Origin of the sequence: Mesorhizobium sp. M4B.F.Ca.ET.143.01.1.1, assembly GCF_004792275.1 — a bacterium.
Taxonomy (GTDB): Bacteria; Pseudomonadota; Alphaproteobacteria; order Rhizobiales; family Rhizobiaceae; genus Mesorhizobium; species Mesorhizobium abyssinicae.
In genome coordinates this window covers 181,207-197,162 of sequence record NZ_SRSR01000008.1, presented here as the reverse complement: position 1 = coordinate 197,162, position 15,956 = coordinate 181,207, and the positions used below count along the sequence as shown (strand labels likewise).

Sequence of the window (15,956 nt, the reverse complement as noted above, 5' to 3'; positions counted from 1 at the left end):
CACCAGCGGCGAATGCAACCGGACACAACCATTAACGATGGCTAATGTCTAGATGGGGCATGGCGCGCCCCCTATAGCCTGGTAACGGGGTTAGTCGCTGCCTGCATAGCAGTTCAGGTTCTCCGTCAGGTCGATTTCGGTGCACAGACTGCTCGGTGCGAGTGCTGCTTCAAACCCGAGTGCTGCCATGCAGCCCCGAACAAAACTAGCCTCTTGTGATTGGGTATCCGGGGTTCTGGTGCGAAAAGCCTTTGTCATTTCAGCGTGACAAATCTCAAATGAGGCTTGCCTGTCTTCATAGCGCTGGCAAGCGCCTACGGTTAGACCCAGCGCCAGTGCCGTCGCCAATCTGATGATGTCGAAAAAGCTTCCTCGCATGCGCTTTCTTATCAGCGGAGTCCGGGATCCTCCAATGAGTCTGTCGAACATACAGTCGCCAAAGGTGTCGACGCTTCCCGGTCGCGGCGCGGATGAGGTTGCGGCGGAGTAAAGCCCGATTCATCCGGTGGAACGGGACAGGGCCGGCGCGCTAAAAGCCCTTGCCTCGCAGCCAATTCCACCCACGTCCCTTACGGGTTTCGAGATCTGTCCAATAGTAGACCGCAGCCAGAATGGCCGGGATACCGATGCCGAGAATGACGACTGCCAAAGCAAACCAACTCATGGCCTAGCGCTCCTGCCGCTCGCGGTAGAGCATCCAGAGCGGCAGGGTTATGATGGCGAAAGTGATCACGGCCAACTCGACCCAGTAAGTAAATGGGTCAAGTGCTCGCTCTACGGGGTGATCCTTGAGAGGAATCCTGCCCGTCCAAAGGGATTGGGCAACCACCCAGACTAGGGCAAGCTCCAAAGCGACCATAACGGCTCGCATCATATACTTACTGGGTTTCATGCGCTTTTCATATCAGCGCACCTCGTATCAGGCGACGGGTTTGTCAAATATATAATCGCCCCTTAAAGACGGGTTCAAACCGTGAACAAAATCTGGCATGGTGCCGGCCATGCCCATCATCTCACCGATTCCCCTTAACCCCTTGATCGACGGTCGCCAGTCGGAGCGCGCCATGCTGGTGCGGCGCGGGGTGCAGCGGCTGCTTGCCGCAATGGGCGCGCATGTGCTGCCGGAACTGTCCCTCGCAACCGGCCGGCGCGCCGACCTCGTCGCGCTGACCCGCCAGGGCGATATCTGGATCATCGAGATCAAATCCTCGATCGAGGATTTCCGCGTCGACCGCAAATGGCCGGACTATCGGCTGCATTCCGACCGCTTCTTCTTCGCTACCCATCCCGGTGTGCCCTCGGAGATCTTTCCGCAGGAATGCGGCTTCATCCTCTCCGACGGCTATGGCGCCGAGATCCTGCGCGAGGCGCCGGAGCACCGGATGGCGGCGGCGACGCGCAAGGCGCTGATGCTGCGGATCGCGCGGGCGGGCGCGGCGCGGCTTTTGGCGGCGGAGCTTGCCGGCGTTTCCGTGCCGGCGCTGGATGGCGAGAGCGAGTAGCGGCCGCTTACGCTTGCTATGAATTTCCACCGTTTGCGCCGCCCCTCATCTGCCTGCCGGCATCTTCTCCCCGTGAACGGGGAGAAGGGGCGTCGTCGCGCAGGATTTCGCCAATCACCAGCGCGGCGGGAGTTGAGCGCCGACGTGGTCCCAAGCCTCTTTCTCCCCGTTCACGGGGAGAAATGCCCGGCAGGGCAATGAGGGGCAGCGCGACGCTGGAAATTTCCCATCTGTTGGCGGGAGCCCGAAGCGCTATTCGATTTCCTCCTCCACACCCCCCGCCGGCGCCATGACCAGCACTGCCGCGCCGAGCAGCGCGGCGACCAGCGAGCCGGCGAGGATGCCGACCTTGACCGCGTCTTGCAGTGCTGCATCGCTGGCGAAGGCGAGCAGGCCTATGAACAGGCTCATGGTGAAGCCGATGCCGCACAGCAGCGATATGCCGATCATGTGCAGCCAGCCGGCATTGGCCGGCAAATCGGCGAGGCCAAGCCGGATGGCGAGCGCCGACGAGCCGAACACGCCGACCAGCTTGCCCAGCACCAGGCCGGCGGCGACGCCCAATGTCAGCGGCTCGACGAGGGCGGCCATGCTCAGGCCAGCGAGCGAGACGCCCGCATTGGCGAAGCCGAAGATCGGGATGACGATGAAAGGCACTAGTCTGTGCAGGCCGTGCTCCAGCCTGTGCAGCGGCGAATGTTCGATATCGTCGCCGATGCCGGCGGCGCGCTCGAGCGGGACGGTGAGCGCCAGCGCCACGCCGGCGAGCGTCGCGTGCACGCCAGATTTCAGCACCAGCACCCAGAGCACGGCGCCGAGCACGAGATAGGGGATCAGGTTCATCACCCGCATGCGGTTGAGCGCGACGAGCGCGGCAATGACCGCGAAGGCGGCGCCGAGATAAGCGAGCGAAAGACCGCTTGTGTAGAACAACGCAATGATGATGACGGCGCCGAGATCGTCGATGATGGCGAGCGCGGTGAGGAAGATTTTCAGCGAGGCCGGCACGCGGTTGCCGAGCAGCGAGAGCACGCCGAGCGCGAAGGCGATGTCGGTGGCTGTCGGGATCGCCCAGCCGGAGAGCGCGGCCGGATTGTCGCGGTTGATCAAGACATAGACCAGTGCCGGCACCACCATGCCGCCGGCAGCCGCGATACCAGGCAGCACGCGGCGCGGCCAGGTCGAGAGCTGACCGTCCAGCATCTCGCGTTTGATCTCCAGGCCGACCAGCAGAAAGAACACCGCCATCAGCCCGTCATTGATCCAGTGCGAGACGCTGAGCGGCCCGAGATAGGCGTGGAGGAGGGCGAAATAGGATCCGGCGAGCGGCGAGTTGGCGACGATGAGGGCAAGCGCCGCCGCCGCCATCAGGATGATGCCGCCGGCCGCCTCGCCGTCGAGGAATTCGCGCAGGATGGATTTCGGCCGCTGCTCCAAATCCTGCACGTCGCCCTCCCTAATGCACTGTCCACCGCGCGATGATGCGCAAACTTCAAGGACCGGGCAAGCATCGATCCGGCAAACGGTTCGGCTTCAAAGCCCCATCTCCTTTCCGAACGCCGGCGCTGCCCCTCATCGCCCTGCCGGGCACTTCTCCCCGTATAGAGACGGGGAGAAGGGGCTGGCCGCAGCCTCGGCGCCCATTCTGCAACGCCGAAGATTGGCGAAATCGGGGATGAGAGCGCACCCTCTCCCCGTCACTATACGGGGAGAGGATGCCGGCAGGCAGGTGAGGGGCGGCACCAACTTTCGAGAATTGGCAGCCTGCACCAAAAGTTGGAAACTCCGGAGCTGTTGCCCTGGCTCTGTCTGGGACTCCCAGTCACCGCGGCGCGCGCTTGGCGAGGATCCGCTGCAGGGTGCGGCGGTGCATGTTCAGCCGGCGCGCGGTTTCCGAGACGTTGCGGTCGCACATTTCGTAGACGCGCTGGATGTGCTCCCAGCGCACGCGGTCGGCCGACATCGGATTTTCCGGCGGCGCGGCGCGTTCGCCGGAGGTGCGGGTGAGCGCGGCGAAGACGTCGTCGGCGTCGGCCGGCTTGGAAAGATAGTCGATGGCGCCAAGCTTCACGGCGGTCACCGCGGTGGCGATGTTGCCATAGCCGGTGAGGATGACGGCGCGGGCGTCGTCGCGCTTCTCGCGGATGGCGGCGATGACGTCGAGGCCGTTGCCGTCGCCGAGCCGCATGTCGACCACGGCGTAGGCCGGCGGATGGGCGCGCGCCTTGGCCACCGCCTCCTCGACGCTGTCGGCGGTATCGACCGCGAAGCCCCTGGTTTCCATGGCGCGGGCAAGCCGGGTCAGGAACGGCTTGTCGTCGTCGACGATGAGCAGCGAGGTGTCCTCGCCCTCAACCATTGCGCCAGTCGTTTCGTCTCCACTCATGGTGTCCAGAATTCCTGCTGACTTAAGCTTACGCAGATACAGTTCCGCGCCACTATTGTCCAATTTTTCGCGCCTGCAACGGGGACCGATGAGGCCACGATGCAGGTTAAAGCCGGGTTTCAGGCGGTATCGAACATGCTGGAGGACGATTCGGGGTTGAGAAAGACGCCGCGCGGCCAGGATATCTGCACCACCGCGCCCTCGCCCAGCCCGCTCGAATTGCGGAAATCAAGCGTCGCGCCGGAGCGCTCCAGCAAGGTCTTGGCGATGAACAGGCCAAGGCCGAGGCCGCCGCCGGCCTCGGTGCCCTGGCGCGTCGACATATAGGGCTCGCCGATGCGGTCGATGATCTCCGGCGGGAAGCCCGGCCCATCGTCGGTAATCGAGAAGACGACGTCGGCGTCGTCCCAGCTCCAGCTGACGGTGACGGTCTTGCGGGCGAAATCGACGGCGTTCTCGACAAGGTTGCCCAGGCCGTAGATGACGCCGGGGTTGCGCCGCCCGACCGGCTCCGGGCCGATGCGCTCGCCCGGCCGCAGCTTGATCGAGATGCCGAAATCGCGATGCGGCGCAGTCACCTCTTCGACCAGCGAGGTCAGCGGCAAGCGCGACAGATGCGCTTCGCCTTCGGACGAAAGGCTGGTTAGCCGCTTCAGGATCTCGCGGCAGCGCTCGCTCTGCGAGCGCAGCAGTTTCACGTCCTCGCCGAATTTCTGATCCTCGCCGAGCGCCTTCTCCATCTCCTTGGCGACCAGCGTGATGGTGGCGAGGGGCGTGCCGAGCTCGTGCGCGGCGGCGGCGGCGAGCCCGTCCAGCGCCGACAGATGCTGCTCCCGCTGCAGCACGAGCTCGGTGGCGGCGAGCGCGTTGGCGAGCAGGCGCGCCTCCTCGGCGACGCGGAAGGCGTAGATGGCGGTGAAGGCGATCGAGGAAAACACCGCCATCCACATGCCGGCGACGTAGATGAAGGGCATTTCCAGCGGCGCGCCGTCATACCAGGGCAGCGGCTGGTGGAAGAAGACCAGCAGCGTGGCCGTCACCATGACCAGCGCGCCCAGCACCGCGGTGAGGCGCAGCGGCAGCGACGCCGCCGAGATGACGACGGGCACGGACAGCAGCACCGAGAACGGATTGGTGAGACCGCCGGTCATGTAGAGCAGGCCGGCAAGCTGCAAGCTGTCGAAGGTCAGGATGACGAAGGCCGAGAGCGGGGTGAGCCGATGCGCCGCCGGATAGCGAAAGGTCAGCCACAGGTTCATCCACGCCGAACAGGCGATCAGCGCGAAGCACATACTGACCGACAACGGGAATTTCAGCCCGTAGGCGACGACAAGCACCGTCAGGCTCTGGCCGACGATGGCCAGCCAGCGCAGCCGGATCAGCGTGTTGAGGCGCAGCCGCTGGCTTTGCTGGAAGTCTGGTGAACGCAGGATGTTGATCATCGGCTTACGATTATCGCCGGCCACGCAGAAAGGCTAGGTGCCTCTAGGCTTGGCGCGGCTGGTGGCGGCGGCGGCGAGGGGGTTCTCCGGCCAGACATGGCGGGGGTAGCGGCCGCGCATGTCGGTGCGCACATCGGCCCAGGAGCCGCGCCAGAAGCCCCGCAGGTCGCGCGTCGTCTGGATCGGCCGGTGCGCCGGCGACAACAGCTCGAGCGTCAGCGGCACGGTTCCATTGGCGATCGCCGGGTGCCTGTCGAGGCCGAACAGTTCCTGCACGCGCACCGCCAGCACCGGCCATTCGCCGTCATAGCGGATCGGCACGTGGCTGCCCGACGGCGCATCGAAATGGGTCGGCGCCAGCGCGTCGACCTTGCGCTGCAGATCGTGCGGCACCAATGACGTGAGGCCCGCCGACAGGGCGCCGGAATTGATCGCGGCAAAGGATGCCACGCCGGTCAGAAACGGCAGCAGCCAGTCGTCGAGACGGTCGAGAAGGGCGGCGTCGGACACATCGGGCCAAGGCGCGCCGAGGCCGCGATTGAGCCAGCCGAGGCGCTGGCGCAGCGTGTCGGCCTCCTTGCCCCAGTCGAGCAGCGACAGGCCATGCTCGCGCAGGGCATCGAGGATCGCGCGATCCGCGTCGGCGCCGGACGGCGCCGGCAGCATGCGTTCGGCCAGCGTGATGGCGCCGAGCCGGGCTGTCTCGCGCACGCGCACGGCGCGCCGGTCGCGGTCGAAGCTCGTCTCGCGGTGGGTCTCGATACTATCGGCTAACGCGGCGCGGATGTCGGCCTCGTCGACCGTAGCCGCGGCGGTGATGCGGGCATTCTGCGCCTTGCCCTGCAAATCGGCGACGACCAGCCAGGTCTCGCCGGCCAGCGGATCGGCGGCGTCGAGCATGGCGCCCGAGCCGTTGGCCAGCACGAAGCGGCCGCGCTCGCCGCGCGCTCGCGCCACCCGATCCGGCCAGGCATGGATGAGGAGCGCGCCTGCGGAAGCCGGTTCGCTGCTCCTTCCCCCGCCGGCCTGCCTTGCCAGCCGTTCGGCAAGCTGGCGGGCCGAGACGGAACGCGGCGACTTCTCGGTGCGAAAGCGCATCAGACGGCGTTCGAGATCGGCGCCGTCGCCGCCGAGCCCGCGCTCGGTGAGCAGCACGGCAAGGGTGGCCGCCGCCGGCGCATGGCCGGTTGCGGCGGCTTCGGCGACCATATGGGCAAGGCGCACCGGCAGCGCGAGCTTGCGCATGGCAGCACCGGCGTCGGTGAGACGCCCGGCGTCGTCGATGGCATGCAGGGCGACCAGCAAGGCCCTCGCTTCGTTGAGCGCCGGAACCGGTGGCGGATCGAGGAAGGCCAGGCTCGTGGGATCGGCGACGCCGAAGGCTGCGCAGTCGAGCAGCAGGCCGGAAAGATCGGCCTCGAATATCTCCGGCGGCGTGAAGGCAGGGAGCGCCGCCGTCTGCTCGGCCCGCCACAGCCGGACGGCGACACCTGGCTGCGTGCGCCCGGCGCGGCCGGCTCGCTGGTCGGCCGAGGCCCGGCTGACGCGCACCGTCTCCAGTCTGGTCAGGCCGCTGGCCGGCTCATAGCGCGGCAGCCGCGACAGGCCGGAATCGATAATGACGCGCACGCCGTCGATGGTGATCGAGGTCTCGGCGATCGACGTCGCCAGCACCACCTTGCGGCGGCCCGGCGGCGACGGCCTGATCGCCGCGTCCTGCGTCTTGTTGTCGAGCTGGCCATAGAGCGGCACGATGTCGGTGTCGGCAGCGACGCGGTCCCGCAGCCGCTCGGCGGTGCGGTCGATCTCGCGCTGGCCGGGCAGGAAGGCAAGCAGGCTGCCGCTCTCGTCGGCAAGCGCCGAGCGGATCGCCCTGGCCATGGCATCCTCGATCGCGATGCCCGGCGCCCGCTCGTGATAGCGGATGTCGACCGGGAAGGCGCGGCCCTCGCTCCCGATCACCGGCGCGCCGGACAACAGTCTCGCGACGCGCGCGCCGTCGAGCGTCGCCGACATGACCAGCAATCGCAGATCCGGTCGCAACGCGCCCTGCACGTCGAGCGCCAGCGCCAGGCCGAAATCGCCGTCCAGCGAACGCTCGTGGAATTCGTCGAAGATGACCGCCGAGACGCCCGGCAGTTCCGGGTCGTCGAGGATCATGCGCGCGAGAACACCTTCGGTGACAACCAGGATTTTCGTCCGCGCCGAGGTGCGGTTCTCCATGCGCATCGCGTAACCGACCGTCCCGCCGGGCTCCTCGCCGAGCAGCTCGGCCATGCGGCGGGCGGCGGCGCGGGCGGCGAGCCGGCGCGGCTCTAGCAGCACGATCCTGCCGGCGCCGAGCCACGGCGCGTCGAGCAGCGCCAGCGGCACCAGCGTCGTCTTGCCGGCACCGGGCGGCGCTACCAGCACGGCGCTGCTCTTTGTCGCCAGCGCTTGCCCGAGCGCCGGCAGCACGGCTGAGACCGGAAGCTCCGGCAAAGGGTTTGTCCTCATCGCGCCCGCATATCAGCGCCGATAGCCGGCGCGCAACAACGCGCTGCCGGCGCCTCAAAGCCTGGTGCGCGAAAACGGGTTCCAGCGGACCGTCCCCAGCCGCACCTCCTCGCGCACCATGGAGCGTCTTTGGCGGCGACGCCGACCCGGTTGGACAGCAGGCCGGTGAGCACGAAGGTCGACCGATAGCCGGCTGACGACCGGTCGGCTGCGCTGGCCGCCGACCCATTTCCCAACGATTTCAAGCCTCGGACGCGCCATGTTGCAACGCAGCAACGAATTCGCTTGCGTTGTTTAGTAAAACGAGCATTACTAAACAAATTACTAAACATCGTCGGCGCTGAAGCGTGGCCATGTTTAGGCCCCGGAGGAGAGGGGTTTGAGGGCTCTTGAAACCGTCATCCGGACGTGTTTCGCAAATGGGAGGAAGGCATGAAATCGACCATGAAACTGACGTTGGGTCTGGCCTCGGCGATGCTTGCGTCGACCGCCGTCTCGAACGTCGCGCATGCGGAAGACCTGACGCTTTGCTGGGCCGCCTGGGACCCGGCCAACGCACTCGTGGAACTGTCCAAGGACTTCACCAAGGAAACCGGCATCGGCATGAAGTTCGAGTTCGTGCCGTGGACCAATTACGCCGACCGCTTCCTCAACGAACTCAACTCGCACGGCAAGCTCTGCGACCTGATCATCGGCGACAGCCAGTGGATCGGCGGCTCGGCCGAGAACGGCCACTACGTCAAGCTGAACGACTTCTTCGACAAGGAGAAGATCAGCATGGACGACTTCGTGCCGGCGACCGTGGTCGGCTATTCGGAATGGCCGAAGAACACGCCGAACTACTGGGCCTTGCCGGCAATGGGCGACGTCGTCGGCTGGACCTACCGCAAGGACTGGTTCTCCAAGCCGGAACTGCAGAAGGAATTCAAGGAGAAATACGGCTGGGATCTCGGCCCGCCGGCGACCTTCGACCAGCTCAAGCAGATCGCCGAGTTCTTCCAGAAGCGCGAGATCGACGGCAAGACCGTCTACGGCGCCTCGATCTACACCGAGCGCGGTTCCGAAGGCATCACCATGGGCGCCATGGATGTGCTCTACAGCTTCGGCTTCCAGTACGAGAACCCGAAGAAGCCCTACGAGATGGAAGGCTTCGTCAACTCCGAGAAATCGGTGAAGGGGCTGGAGTTCTACAAGGCGCTCTATGATTGCTGCACCCCGCCCGGCGCCTCCAACAGCTACATGGGCGAAGGCGTCGATGCCTTCAAATCCGGCCAGGTGGCGATGCACATGAACTTCGCCTTCACCTGGCCCGGCCTGCAGAAGGACGAGAATGTCGGCGGCGACAAGATCGGCTACTTCGCCAATCCCAAGGGCCCGGACGGCGATCAGTTCGCCCAGCTCGGCGGCCAGGGCATCTCCGTGGTCTCCTATTCCGACAAGCAGGAATCGGCGCTGAAATACATCAAGTGGTTCGCCAACAAGGACGTTCAGGCCAAGTGGTGGTCGCTGGGCGGCTTTTCCTGCCTGAACGCCGTGGTCAAGGATCCCAAGTTCCCGGCCAGCCAGCCCTATGCGCAGACCTTCCTCGACTCGATGGCCATCGTGAAGGATTTCTGGGCCGAGCCAAGCTACGCGCCGCTGCTGCAGGCCTCGCAGAAGCGCTTCCATGACTATGTCGTGGCCGGCCAGGGTTCGGCCAAGGACGCGCTCGACGGACTGGTCAAGGACTGGACGCAGGTCTTCCAGGACGACGGCAAGATGTAAGGCTCCTCCCGAGCTTGGCCCCAGAGCCGGATGATTTCGGGTCGAATAGACCTGAAATCATCCGCTCCGGACCAAAGAGTGGGTGAGCATGATGTCGTCCGAAAACCGCTTCACACTTTTCGGCATCATGCTCGTGGTCCCGTGCCGCCCTTGGCACGGGACGCAGTTCAGATAAATTCCATCGTCGAGACATCCAAGTGACCGAAGCAGGACTCACCATGCTCAATCGGACTGCGGACAACGTTGCCCGGGCCACGCCGGAGCCGTTGGCCCGCCGGGTCCGGGGCATCAGCGACAAGGGCCTCGCCTGGCTGTTCATCTCGCCGACGATCCTGCTCCTGCTCGCCATCAACATCTTCCCGCTGTTCTGGGCGATCTATCTGTCCTTCACCAACTTCCGGGCCAACCGCCCCAATGAGGTGGTGAAGAATCTCGGCCTGGCCAACTACAAGCGCATCCTGACCGACCAGGACATCTGGATCGCCATGCAGACGACGGCGCATTTCGTCTTCTGGATCATCCTCCTGCAGACGGTAATCGGCTTCACGCTGGCCTGGCTGATCGACCGCAAGTTCCGCGGCCATGCCTTCTGGACAACCATCATCCTGGTGCCGATGATGCTGTCGCCGGCGGTGGTCGGCAATTTCTGGCGCTTCCTCTACGAACCGCAGATCGGCCTGTTCTCCTACGTCATCTCCTTCGTCACCGGCATTCCGCCGACGAATGTGCAGATGCTGTCGAACGTCGAACTGGCGCCGTGGTCGATCATCATCGTCGACACCTGGATGTGGACGCCTTACGTGATGCTGATCTGCCTCGCCGGGCTGCGCTCGATCCCCGAATACATCTACGAGGCGGCCGAGGTCGACCGCGCCTCCAACTGGCGGCAGTTCTGGTCGATCACGCTGCCGATGGCGCTGCCCTTCATCATGCTGGCGGTGCTGTTCCGCGGCATCGAGAACTTCAAGATGTTCGACATGGTCAATCTCCTGACCGGCGGCGGGCCGGGCTCGACCACCGAGGTCGCGTCGATCACGCTGAAGCGGCAGGCCTTCGAGAGCTGGCGCACCGGCTATTCCTCGGCCTTCGCCATCATCCTTTTCGTCGCCGTGTTTGGCCTCGCCAACATCTACGTCAAGGCGCTCAACAAGGTGAAGCAGAGATGAGCCTGACATCAGCCCATTCCGTCGTCGCGCCCTCGGCGAATTCGAAGCTGGTCGCCGGCACGATCATCGTCGCCTATGCGCTGATCTCGATCGTGCCGCTGCTGTGGATCTTCGCCACCAGCTTCAAGACGCCGCCGGATTCGATCGCATATCCGCCGAAGATCGTGTTCCAGCCGAGCATCGAGGGCTATTGCAACCTGTTCACGACGCGCACCCGGCAGACGCCGGAATACATCAACTCGCTCGGACCGGCGACCGGCTTCTGCGACGAGACCGTGCGCAAGCGCAACATGGTGATCGCCGGCCCGTCCAACTTCCTGCCGCGCTTCGTCAATTCGCTGATCATCGCCTTCGGCTCGACCTTCTGCGCGGTGTTCCTCGGCACGCTCTCGGCCTACGGCTTCTCGCGCTTCAAGGTGCCTTTAGCCGACGACCTTCTGTTCTTCATCCTGTCGACGCGCTTCATGCCGCCGATCGCGGTCGCCATCCCGATCTACCTGATGTACCGCGAGCTCGGCCTCTCCGACACCGCGCTCGGCATGATCCTGCTCTACACGGCGGTCAACGTCTCGCTCGCGGTGTGGCTGCTCAAGGGCTTCATCGACGAGATCCCGCGCGAATACGAGGAAGCGGCGATGATCGACGGCTATACCCGCCTGCAGGCCTTCTGGCGCACCGTGCTGCCGCAGGCGACGACCGGCATCGCCGCGACTGCCATCTTCTGCCTGATCTTCGCCTGGAACGAGTACGCGTTCGCGGCGCTGCTGACCTCCGGCTCCGCCCAGACCGCGCCGCCCTTCATCCCGACCATCATCGGCGAAGGCGGCCAAGACTGGCCGGCGGTGGCCGCGGGCACGACGATCTTCCTGGTGCCGATCCTGGTCTTCACCATCCTGCTCCGCAAGCAATTGCTGCGCGGCATCACCTTCGGCGCGGTGCGCAAATGATTGATGTGGGAATAAGTCGACCCCCGCTCCGTCGAGCTTCGCTCGACACCTCTCCCCCGATCGACGGGGGAGAGGAAGGGCGCGAACTTCATTCAGCGAGGGTCCCTTCCTCTCCCTCCGGAGGGGGGAGAGGTGGCGCTGCGAAGCAGCGACGGAGTGGGGGAACCACCTGGCAACCATCTCTCCCCGTGAACGGGGAGAAGGAAGGGGGTGTCGCATGAGCCGCACTGTTGTCTCCAAGCGCTCCTCATGGCCCCGCTGGGCGCGGCGCGGCATGCTGGAGAATATCGCCACGGCGATCATCGCCATCGGCTTCCTGATGTTGTTCCAGCCCTTCGCGCTGTCGCTCTACACCTATTCCTTCATCACCATGCTTGCAGGCACCTTGATGTTCATCATCGTCTCGAAATTCCCGGAGTAGGACGATGGCCGAAATCCGCGTCCAACATCTTAGGAAAGCCTTCGGCGATTTCGTCGCCGTGCAGGATTCCAACTTCGTCGTCGAGGACGGCGAGTTCTTCGTCATGCTGGGGCCGTCGGGCTGCGGCAAGACCACGACCTTGCGCATGATCGCCGGGCTTGAGTTGCCGACCGGCGGCAAGATCCTGCTCGGCGGCGAGGACGTCACCATGCGCCGGGCGCGGGAGCGCGACATCGCCTTCGTCTTTCAGCTCTTCGCGCTCTACCCGCACATGAACGTGCGCAAGAACATCGGCTTCCCGCTCTTGGCGCAAGGCATGCCTTCGGCCGAGATCCGCCAGCGGGTGGAGGAGACGGCGAAGCTGCTCCGCATCGATCATTTGCTCAACAAATCGGTCTCCGGCCTTGCCGGCGGCGACCGCCAGCGCGTCGCGCTCGGCCGCGCCATCGTGCGGCGGCCGAAATGTTTCCTGATGGACGAGCCGCTCGGCACCCTCGATACCGAGTTCCGCGATCTGATGGTGCATGAACTGCGCGAGCTGCACAGCCGCATCCACGCCACCACCGTCTACGTCACGCACGACCAGATGGAAGCGATGTCGATGGCCGACAAGATCGCCGTCATGAACCACGGCATCATCGAGCAGTTCGGGACCCCGCGCGAGATCTACGACCGCCCGGCGACGATGTACGTCGCCGAGTTCATCGGCTCGCCGCCGATGAATTTCCTCAGGTTCGGCGGCGGCCTTGCCAAGGGCGCGAAGGAGATACTCGTGCAGGGCGCCAAGGTCACCGTGCCGGAGGTGCGCGAGGACATCGCACCCGCCGACATGGCGCTGGGCATCCGCCCCGAGCACATCCGCTTTGACGAGACCTCGAAATTGCGCGGCGCCATCTACGGCACCGAATATCTCGGCACCACGCAGATCGTGGCGGTGGAGACGGCGGACGGCATCATCAAGGCGCGGGTGCCGGCCGAGATCCGGCTCAATCCGGGCGAGCCGGTCGGCCTGTCGCTCAGCAGCGCTCGGCTGTCGCTGTTCGAGAAGGGCTCGGGCCGCGCGGTGAAGACCGCCATGTATGACAAGGCAGCGGAGGCGCGCCATGGCTGACGTGCACATCAAGGGCGTGAGCAAGAGTTTTGGCGAGACCGTCGCCGTCGACAATCTCGACCTGCAGATCAAGGACGGCGAGTTCGTCGTGCTGCTCGGCCCGACCGGCGCCGGCAAGACGACGACGCTCAGGCTGGTCGCCGGGCTGGAGCGGCCGGATAGCGGCACGATCCACATCGCCGGCCGCGACGCCACGGTGCTGTCGCCGGCCGAGCGCGACACGGCCTTCGTCTTCCAGCAATATTCGCTCTATCCGCACCTCTCGGTCTTCGACAACCTCGCCTTCCCGCTGCGCTCGCCGGCCCGCAAGCTCAGCGAGGACGCGGTGCGACGCCGCGTCGAGGAGGTGGCCAGGCTGGTGCGCATCCACCACAAACTCGACAACCGCTCGACCAAGCTCTCCGGCGGCGAGATGCAGCGCGTCGCCATCGGCCGGGCGCTGGTGCGCAAGCCGTCCATCTATCTGATGGACGAGCCGCTGTCTTCGCTCGACGCCAAGCTGCGCGCGGATCTCAGGCTCGAGTTGAAGCGCATCCAGTCCGAACTCGGCGCCACCATGCTCTATGTCACGCACGACCAGATCGAGGCGATGACCATGGCCGACCGCATCGGCATCCTCTCGGAAGGAGAGTTGGTGCAGATCGGCACGCCGCGCGCCATCTATTCGGAGCCGGCAAACCTTCATGTCGCCGCCCGCCTCGGCCAGCCGGCGATCAACCTTCTGCCTGCAGGGCTGCTGCCGGATGGCGGCGCGCCAACCGGTACCAGGACGATAGGCGCGCGCACCGAACACCTGTCGATCGAGAAGGCCGCGAACGGCCATGCCGACGGCGTCGTCGACTGGGTCGAGCATCTCGGCGACCAAAACCATCTGCATGTGACGGTCGGGCCGAAGAAACTGGTGACGCTGACCGATCCCGACACGCCGCTCGAGAGGGGAGACCTGGTGACGATCCGCTATCGCACGCCGCTTTATTTCGGTTCGGACGGACAGCGGCTGACGTAGCTGGCTCGATCGCAACATTCGCCAAACACCTATTGACGACCGCAGATACGGACTGGACGAAATCCATGAAGCACTTTTTCAACCGCAAAGACTCGATCGTCACCGAAGCGCTGGACGGCTTTCTCGCCACCGCGGGCTCCGGCACGCTGGCGCGCCTCGACGGCTATCCGGAGATCAAGGTCGTGCTGCGCGCCGACTGGGACAAGACCAAGGTCAGCGTGGTTTCCGGCGGCGGCGCCGGGCATGAGCCGTCGCATGCCGGCTTCGTCGGCGCCGGCATGCTGACGGCGGCAGTCTCCGGCGAGATCTTCGCCTCGCCGAGCGTCGAGGCGGTGCTGGCGGCGATCCGCGCCACGACCGGGCCGGCCGGCTGTCTGCTGATCGTCAAGAACTACACCGGCGACCGGCTCAATTTCGGCCTCGCGGCCGAGAAGGCGCGCGTCGAAGGCTTTGCGGTCGAGATGGTGATCGTCGGCGACGACATCGCGCTGCCCGACATCGCGCAGCCACGCGGCGTCGCCGGCACGCTGTTCGTCCACAAGATAGCTGGGCATCTTTCCGAAACCGGCCGTGACCTGGTGTCGGTAGCAGCGGCAGCGCGGGCGGCGGCAAAGGACATTTTTTCGCTCGGCATCTCGCTCTCCTCCTGCTCGATCCCCGGACAGGCGCATGAAGACCGCTTCGGCGCCGAAGACGGCGAACTCGGCCTCGGCATCCATGGCGAGCCGGGCGTCGAGCGCATCGCCTTGCAGAGCGCCAGCTCACTCGTCGCCATCATGGCCGAGCGCCTCGCCGCGCGGCTCGATGCCGGCAGCCGCTACGCGCTGCTGATCAACAATCTCGGATCGGTGCCGCCGCTCGAAATGTCGCTGATCGCCAATGCGGTGCTCGCCTCGCCGCTGGCCAAGGCGGTGACGCTGACGATGGGTCCCGGCCATCTGATGACCGCGCTCAACATGAACGGCTTCTCGCTGTCGCTGATCAGGCTCGATGCCGAACGCGAGGCGGCGCTGCTGGCGCCGGTCGGTCCGCATGCCTGGCTGCCGGCGAAGCCGGTTCGCCAGCCGCTCGTCGTGGCGGCGGCCAAGCCGGCGGTTCACGCCACCGCGAAGGCGGCGAGTCGCGACGCCGCCGCCGAGCGGTTGATCACCGTCGTTTGCGAGAAGCTGATCTCGCTGGAGGAGCCCTTGAACGGGCTAGACGCCAAGGCCGGCGACGGCGATACCGGGTCGACGGTGGCGACCGGCGCGCGCAGCGTGCTCGAGCGTCTGGACACGCTGCCGCTTGCCGACCGGGCGGCAGCGCTGGCGGCAATCGGCGATACGCTGGGGACCGCGATGGGCGGTTCGAGCGGTGTGCTTTTGTCGATCTTCTTCACCGCAGCGGCGCAGACTTTGGGTTTTGGCGCGACTCTGCCCAAGGCGCTGCTCGCCGGCCTCGACCGGATGACCTTCTACGGCGGCGCCAAGATCGGCGACCGCACCATGGTCGATGCGCTGGAGCCGGCGCTCAAGGCGCTCGATACGGGCGGGCTGGAAGCAGCCGCGACGGCCGCGCGGCATGGCGCGGAGGCCACGGCCGCGATGCGCAAGGCCAAGGCCGGACGCTCCGCCTATATCGGCCGGCAGCTTGACGGCGTCGCCGATCCCGGCGCCTTTGCTGTAGCGGAAGTGTTCGCGGCCGTTGCCGCCATGTTCGCCCCGGCTTGAAGGACA

At 65.6% G+C, this 15,956-nt stretch carries 14 protein-coding genes; 8 read left to right on the top strand and 6 right to left on the bottom strand.

The window, feature by feature from the left end:
- Window positions 1–90 precede the first annotated feature (90 nt).
- Window positions 91–429: a hypothetical protein gene (locus EN786_RS21270; protein WP_127283970.1), complete on the bottom strand. Its 339-nt coding sequence runs from the start codon at window positions 427–429 to the stop codon at window positions 91–93.
- 238 nt (window positions 430–667) lie between these two features.
- Window positions 668–892, bottom strand: coding sequence for a hypothetical protein (locus tag EN786_RS21265; protein ID WP_127311437.1), 225 nt, complete (start codon window positions 890–892; stop codon window positions 668–670).
- A gap of 109 nt (window positions 893–1,001) precedes the next feature.
- Between EN786_RS21265 and EN786_RS21260 the strand changes: the two genes are divergently transcribed.
- A complete protein-coding gene (locus EN786_RS21260; protein WP_187331495.1) occupies window positions 1,002–1,502 on the top strand; it encodes an MmcB family DNA repair protein in 501 nt (166 codons plus the stop codon).
- Between the two features lie 252 nt (window positions 1,503–1,754).
- Here EN786_RS21260 and nhaA read toward each other — a convergent pair whose 3' ends face one another.
- The 4 genes from nhaA to hrpB all read right to left on the bottom strand — a co-directional run bounded on the left by nhaA (window position 1,755) and on the right by hrpB (window position 7,826).
- Window positions 1,755–2,948, bottom strand: coding sequence for a Na+/H+ antiporter NhaA (gene nhaA, locus EN786_RS21255; RefSeq protein ID WP_127311438.1), 1,194 nt, complete (start codon window positions 2,946–2,948; stop codon window positions 1,755–1,757).
- Window positions 2,949–3,324: 376 nt separating this feature from the next.
- Window positions 3,325–3,888, bottom strand: a complete 564-nt coding sequence (locus tag EN786_RS21245) for an ActR/PrrA/RegA family redox response regulator transcription factor (protein WP_127283968.1) — start codon at window positions 3,886–3,888, stop codon at window positions 3,325–3,327.
- Window positions 3,889–4,007: 119 nt separating this feature from the next.
- Window positions 4,008–5,330, bottom strand: a complete 1,323-nt coding sequence (locus EN786_RS21240) for an ActS/PrrB/RegB family redox-sensitive histidine kinase (RefSeq protein WP_127311439.1) — start codon at window positions 5,328–5,330, stop codon at window positions 4,008–4,010.
- Between the two features lie 33 nt (window positions 5,331–5,363).
- A complete protein-coding gene (hrpB, locus tag EN786_RS21235) occupies window positions 5,364–7,826 on the bottom strand; it encodes an ATP-dependent helicase HrpB (RefSeq protein WP_135908824.1) in 2,463 nt (820 codons plus the stop codon).
- A 432-nt stretch (window positions 7,827–8,258) separates the two neighbouring features.
- Between hrpB and EN786_RS21225 the strand changes: the two genes are divergently transcribed.
- The 7 genes from EN786_RS21225 to EN786_RS21195 all read left to right on the top strand — a co-directional run bounded on the left by EN786_RS21225 (window position 8,259) and on the right by EN786_RS21195 (window position 15,950).
- Window positions 8,259–9,590, top strand: coding sequence for an ABC transporter substrate-binding protein (locus EN786_RS21225; RefSeq protein WP_127311667.1), 1,332 nt, complete (start codon window positions 8,259–8,261; stop codon window positions 9,588–9,590).
- A gap of 218 nt (window positions 9,591–9,808) precedes the next feature.
- The gene (locus EN786_RS21220) at window positions 9,809–10,756 is read left to right on the top strand and encodes a sugar ABC transporter permease (protein ID WP_135908848.1); all 948 of its coding nucleotides are present in this window, start codon (window positions 9,809–9,811) and stop codon (window positions 10,754–10,756) included.
- Window positions 10,753–11,703 (top strand): carbohydrate ABC transporter permease, encoded by a 951-nt coding sequence (locus tag EN786_RS21215; RefSeq protein ID WP_127286270.1) that lies wholly within the window; start codon window positions 10,753–10,755, stop codon window positions 11,701–11,703. Before EN786_RS21220 ends, EN786_RS21215 begins: the two co-directional genes overlap by 4 nt.
- 217 nt (window positions 11,704–11,920) lie before the next feature.
- Window positions 11,921–12,124 carry a hypothetical protein gene (locus tag EN786_RS21210; RefSeq protein ID WP_127311618.1) on the top strand — a complete coding sequence of 68 codons (204 nt, stop codon included), beginning with the start codon at window positions 11,921–11,923 and terminating at the stop codon, window positions 12,122–12,124.
- Window positions 12,125–12,128: 4 nt separating this feature from the next.
- Window positions 12,129–13,235 (top strand): ABC transporter ATP-binding protein, encoded by a 1,107-nt coding sequence (locus EN786_RS21205; protein ID WP_127311619.1) that lies wholly within the window; start codon window positions 12,129–12,131, stop codon window positions 13,233–13,235.
- On the top strand, window positions 13,228–14,241 hold the full coding sequence (locus tag EN786_RS21200; protein WP_127311620.1) for an ABC transporter ATP-binding protein: 1,014 nt from the start codon (window positions 13,228–13,230) through the stop codon (window positions 14,239–14,241). The genes EN786_RS21205 and EN786_RS21200 overlap by 8 nt, the downstream gene beginning before the upstream one ends.
- Window positions 14,242–14,306: 65 nt before the next feature.
- A complete protein-coding gene (locus EN786_RS21195; protein ID WP_135908822.1) occupies window positions 14,307–15,950 on the top strand; it encodes a dihydroxyacetone kinase subunit DhaK in 1,644 nt (547 codons plus the stop codon).
- The last annotated feature ends 6 nt before the right edge of the window (window positions 15,951–15,956 follow it).

Coding starts and splice junctions, on each gene's coding strand:
- EN786_RS21195 (WP_135908822.1), top strand. CDS start 14,307: ATGAAGCACTTTTTCAACCGCAAAGACTCGATCGTCACCGAAGCGCTG.
- EN786_RS21220 (WP_135908848.1), top strand. CDS start 9,809: ATGCTCAATCGGACTGCGGACAACGTTGCCCGGGCCACGCCGGAGCCG.
- EN786_RS21245 (WP_127283968.1), bottom strand. CDS start 3,888: ATGAGTGGAGACGAAACGACTGGCGCAATGGTTGAGGGCGAGGACACC.
- EN786_RS21265 (WP_127311437.1), bottom strand. CDS start 892: ATGAAACCCAGTAAGTATATGATGCGAGCCGTTATGGTCGCTTTGGAG.
- EN786_RS21240 (WP_127311439.1), bottom strand. CDS start 5,330: ATGATCAACATCCTGCGTTCACCAGACTTCCAGCAAAGCCAGCGGCTG.
- EN786_RS21200 (WP_127311620.1), top strand. CDS start 13,228: ATGGCTGACGTGCACATCAAGGGCGTGAGCAAGAGTTTTGGCGAGACC.
- EN786_RS21260 (WP_187331495.1), top strand. CDS start 1,002: ATGCCCATCATCTCACCGATTCCCCTTAACCCCTTGATCGACGGTCGC.
- EN786_RS21210 (WP_127311618.1), top strand. CDS start 11,921: ATGAGCCGCACTGTTGTCTCCAAGCGCTCCTCATGGCCCCGCTGGGCG.
- EN786_RS21215 (WP_127286270.1), top strand. CDS start 10,753: ATGAGCCTGACATCAGCCCATTCCGTCGTCGCGCCCTCGGCGAATTCG.
- EN786_RS21205 (WP_127311619.1), top strand. CDS start 12,129: ATGGCCGAAATCCGCGTCCAACATCTTAGGAAAGCCTTCGGCGATTTC.
- EN786_RS21225 (WP_127311667.1), top strand. CDS start 8,259: ATGAAATCGACCATGAAACTGACGTTGGGTCTGGCCTCGGCGATGCTT.
- EN786_RS21270 (WP_127283970.1), bottom strand. CDS start 429: ATGTTCGACAGACTCATTGGAGGATCCCGGACTCCGCTGATAAGAAAG.
- hrpB (WP_135908824.1), bottom strand. CDS start 7,826: ATGAGGACAAACCCTTTGCCGGAGCTTCCGGTCTCAGCCGTGCTGCCG.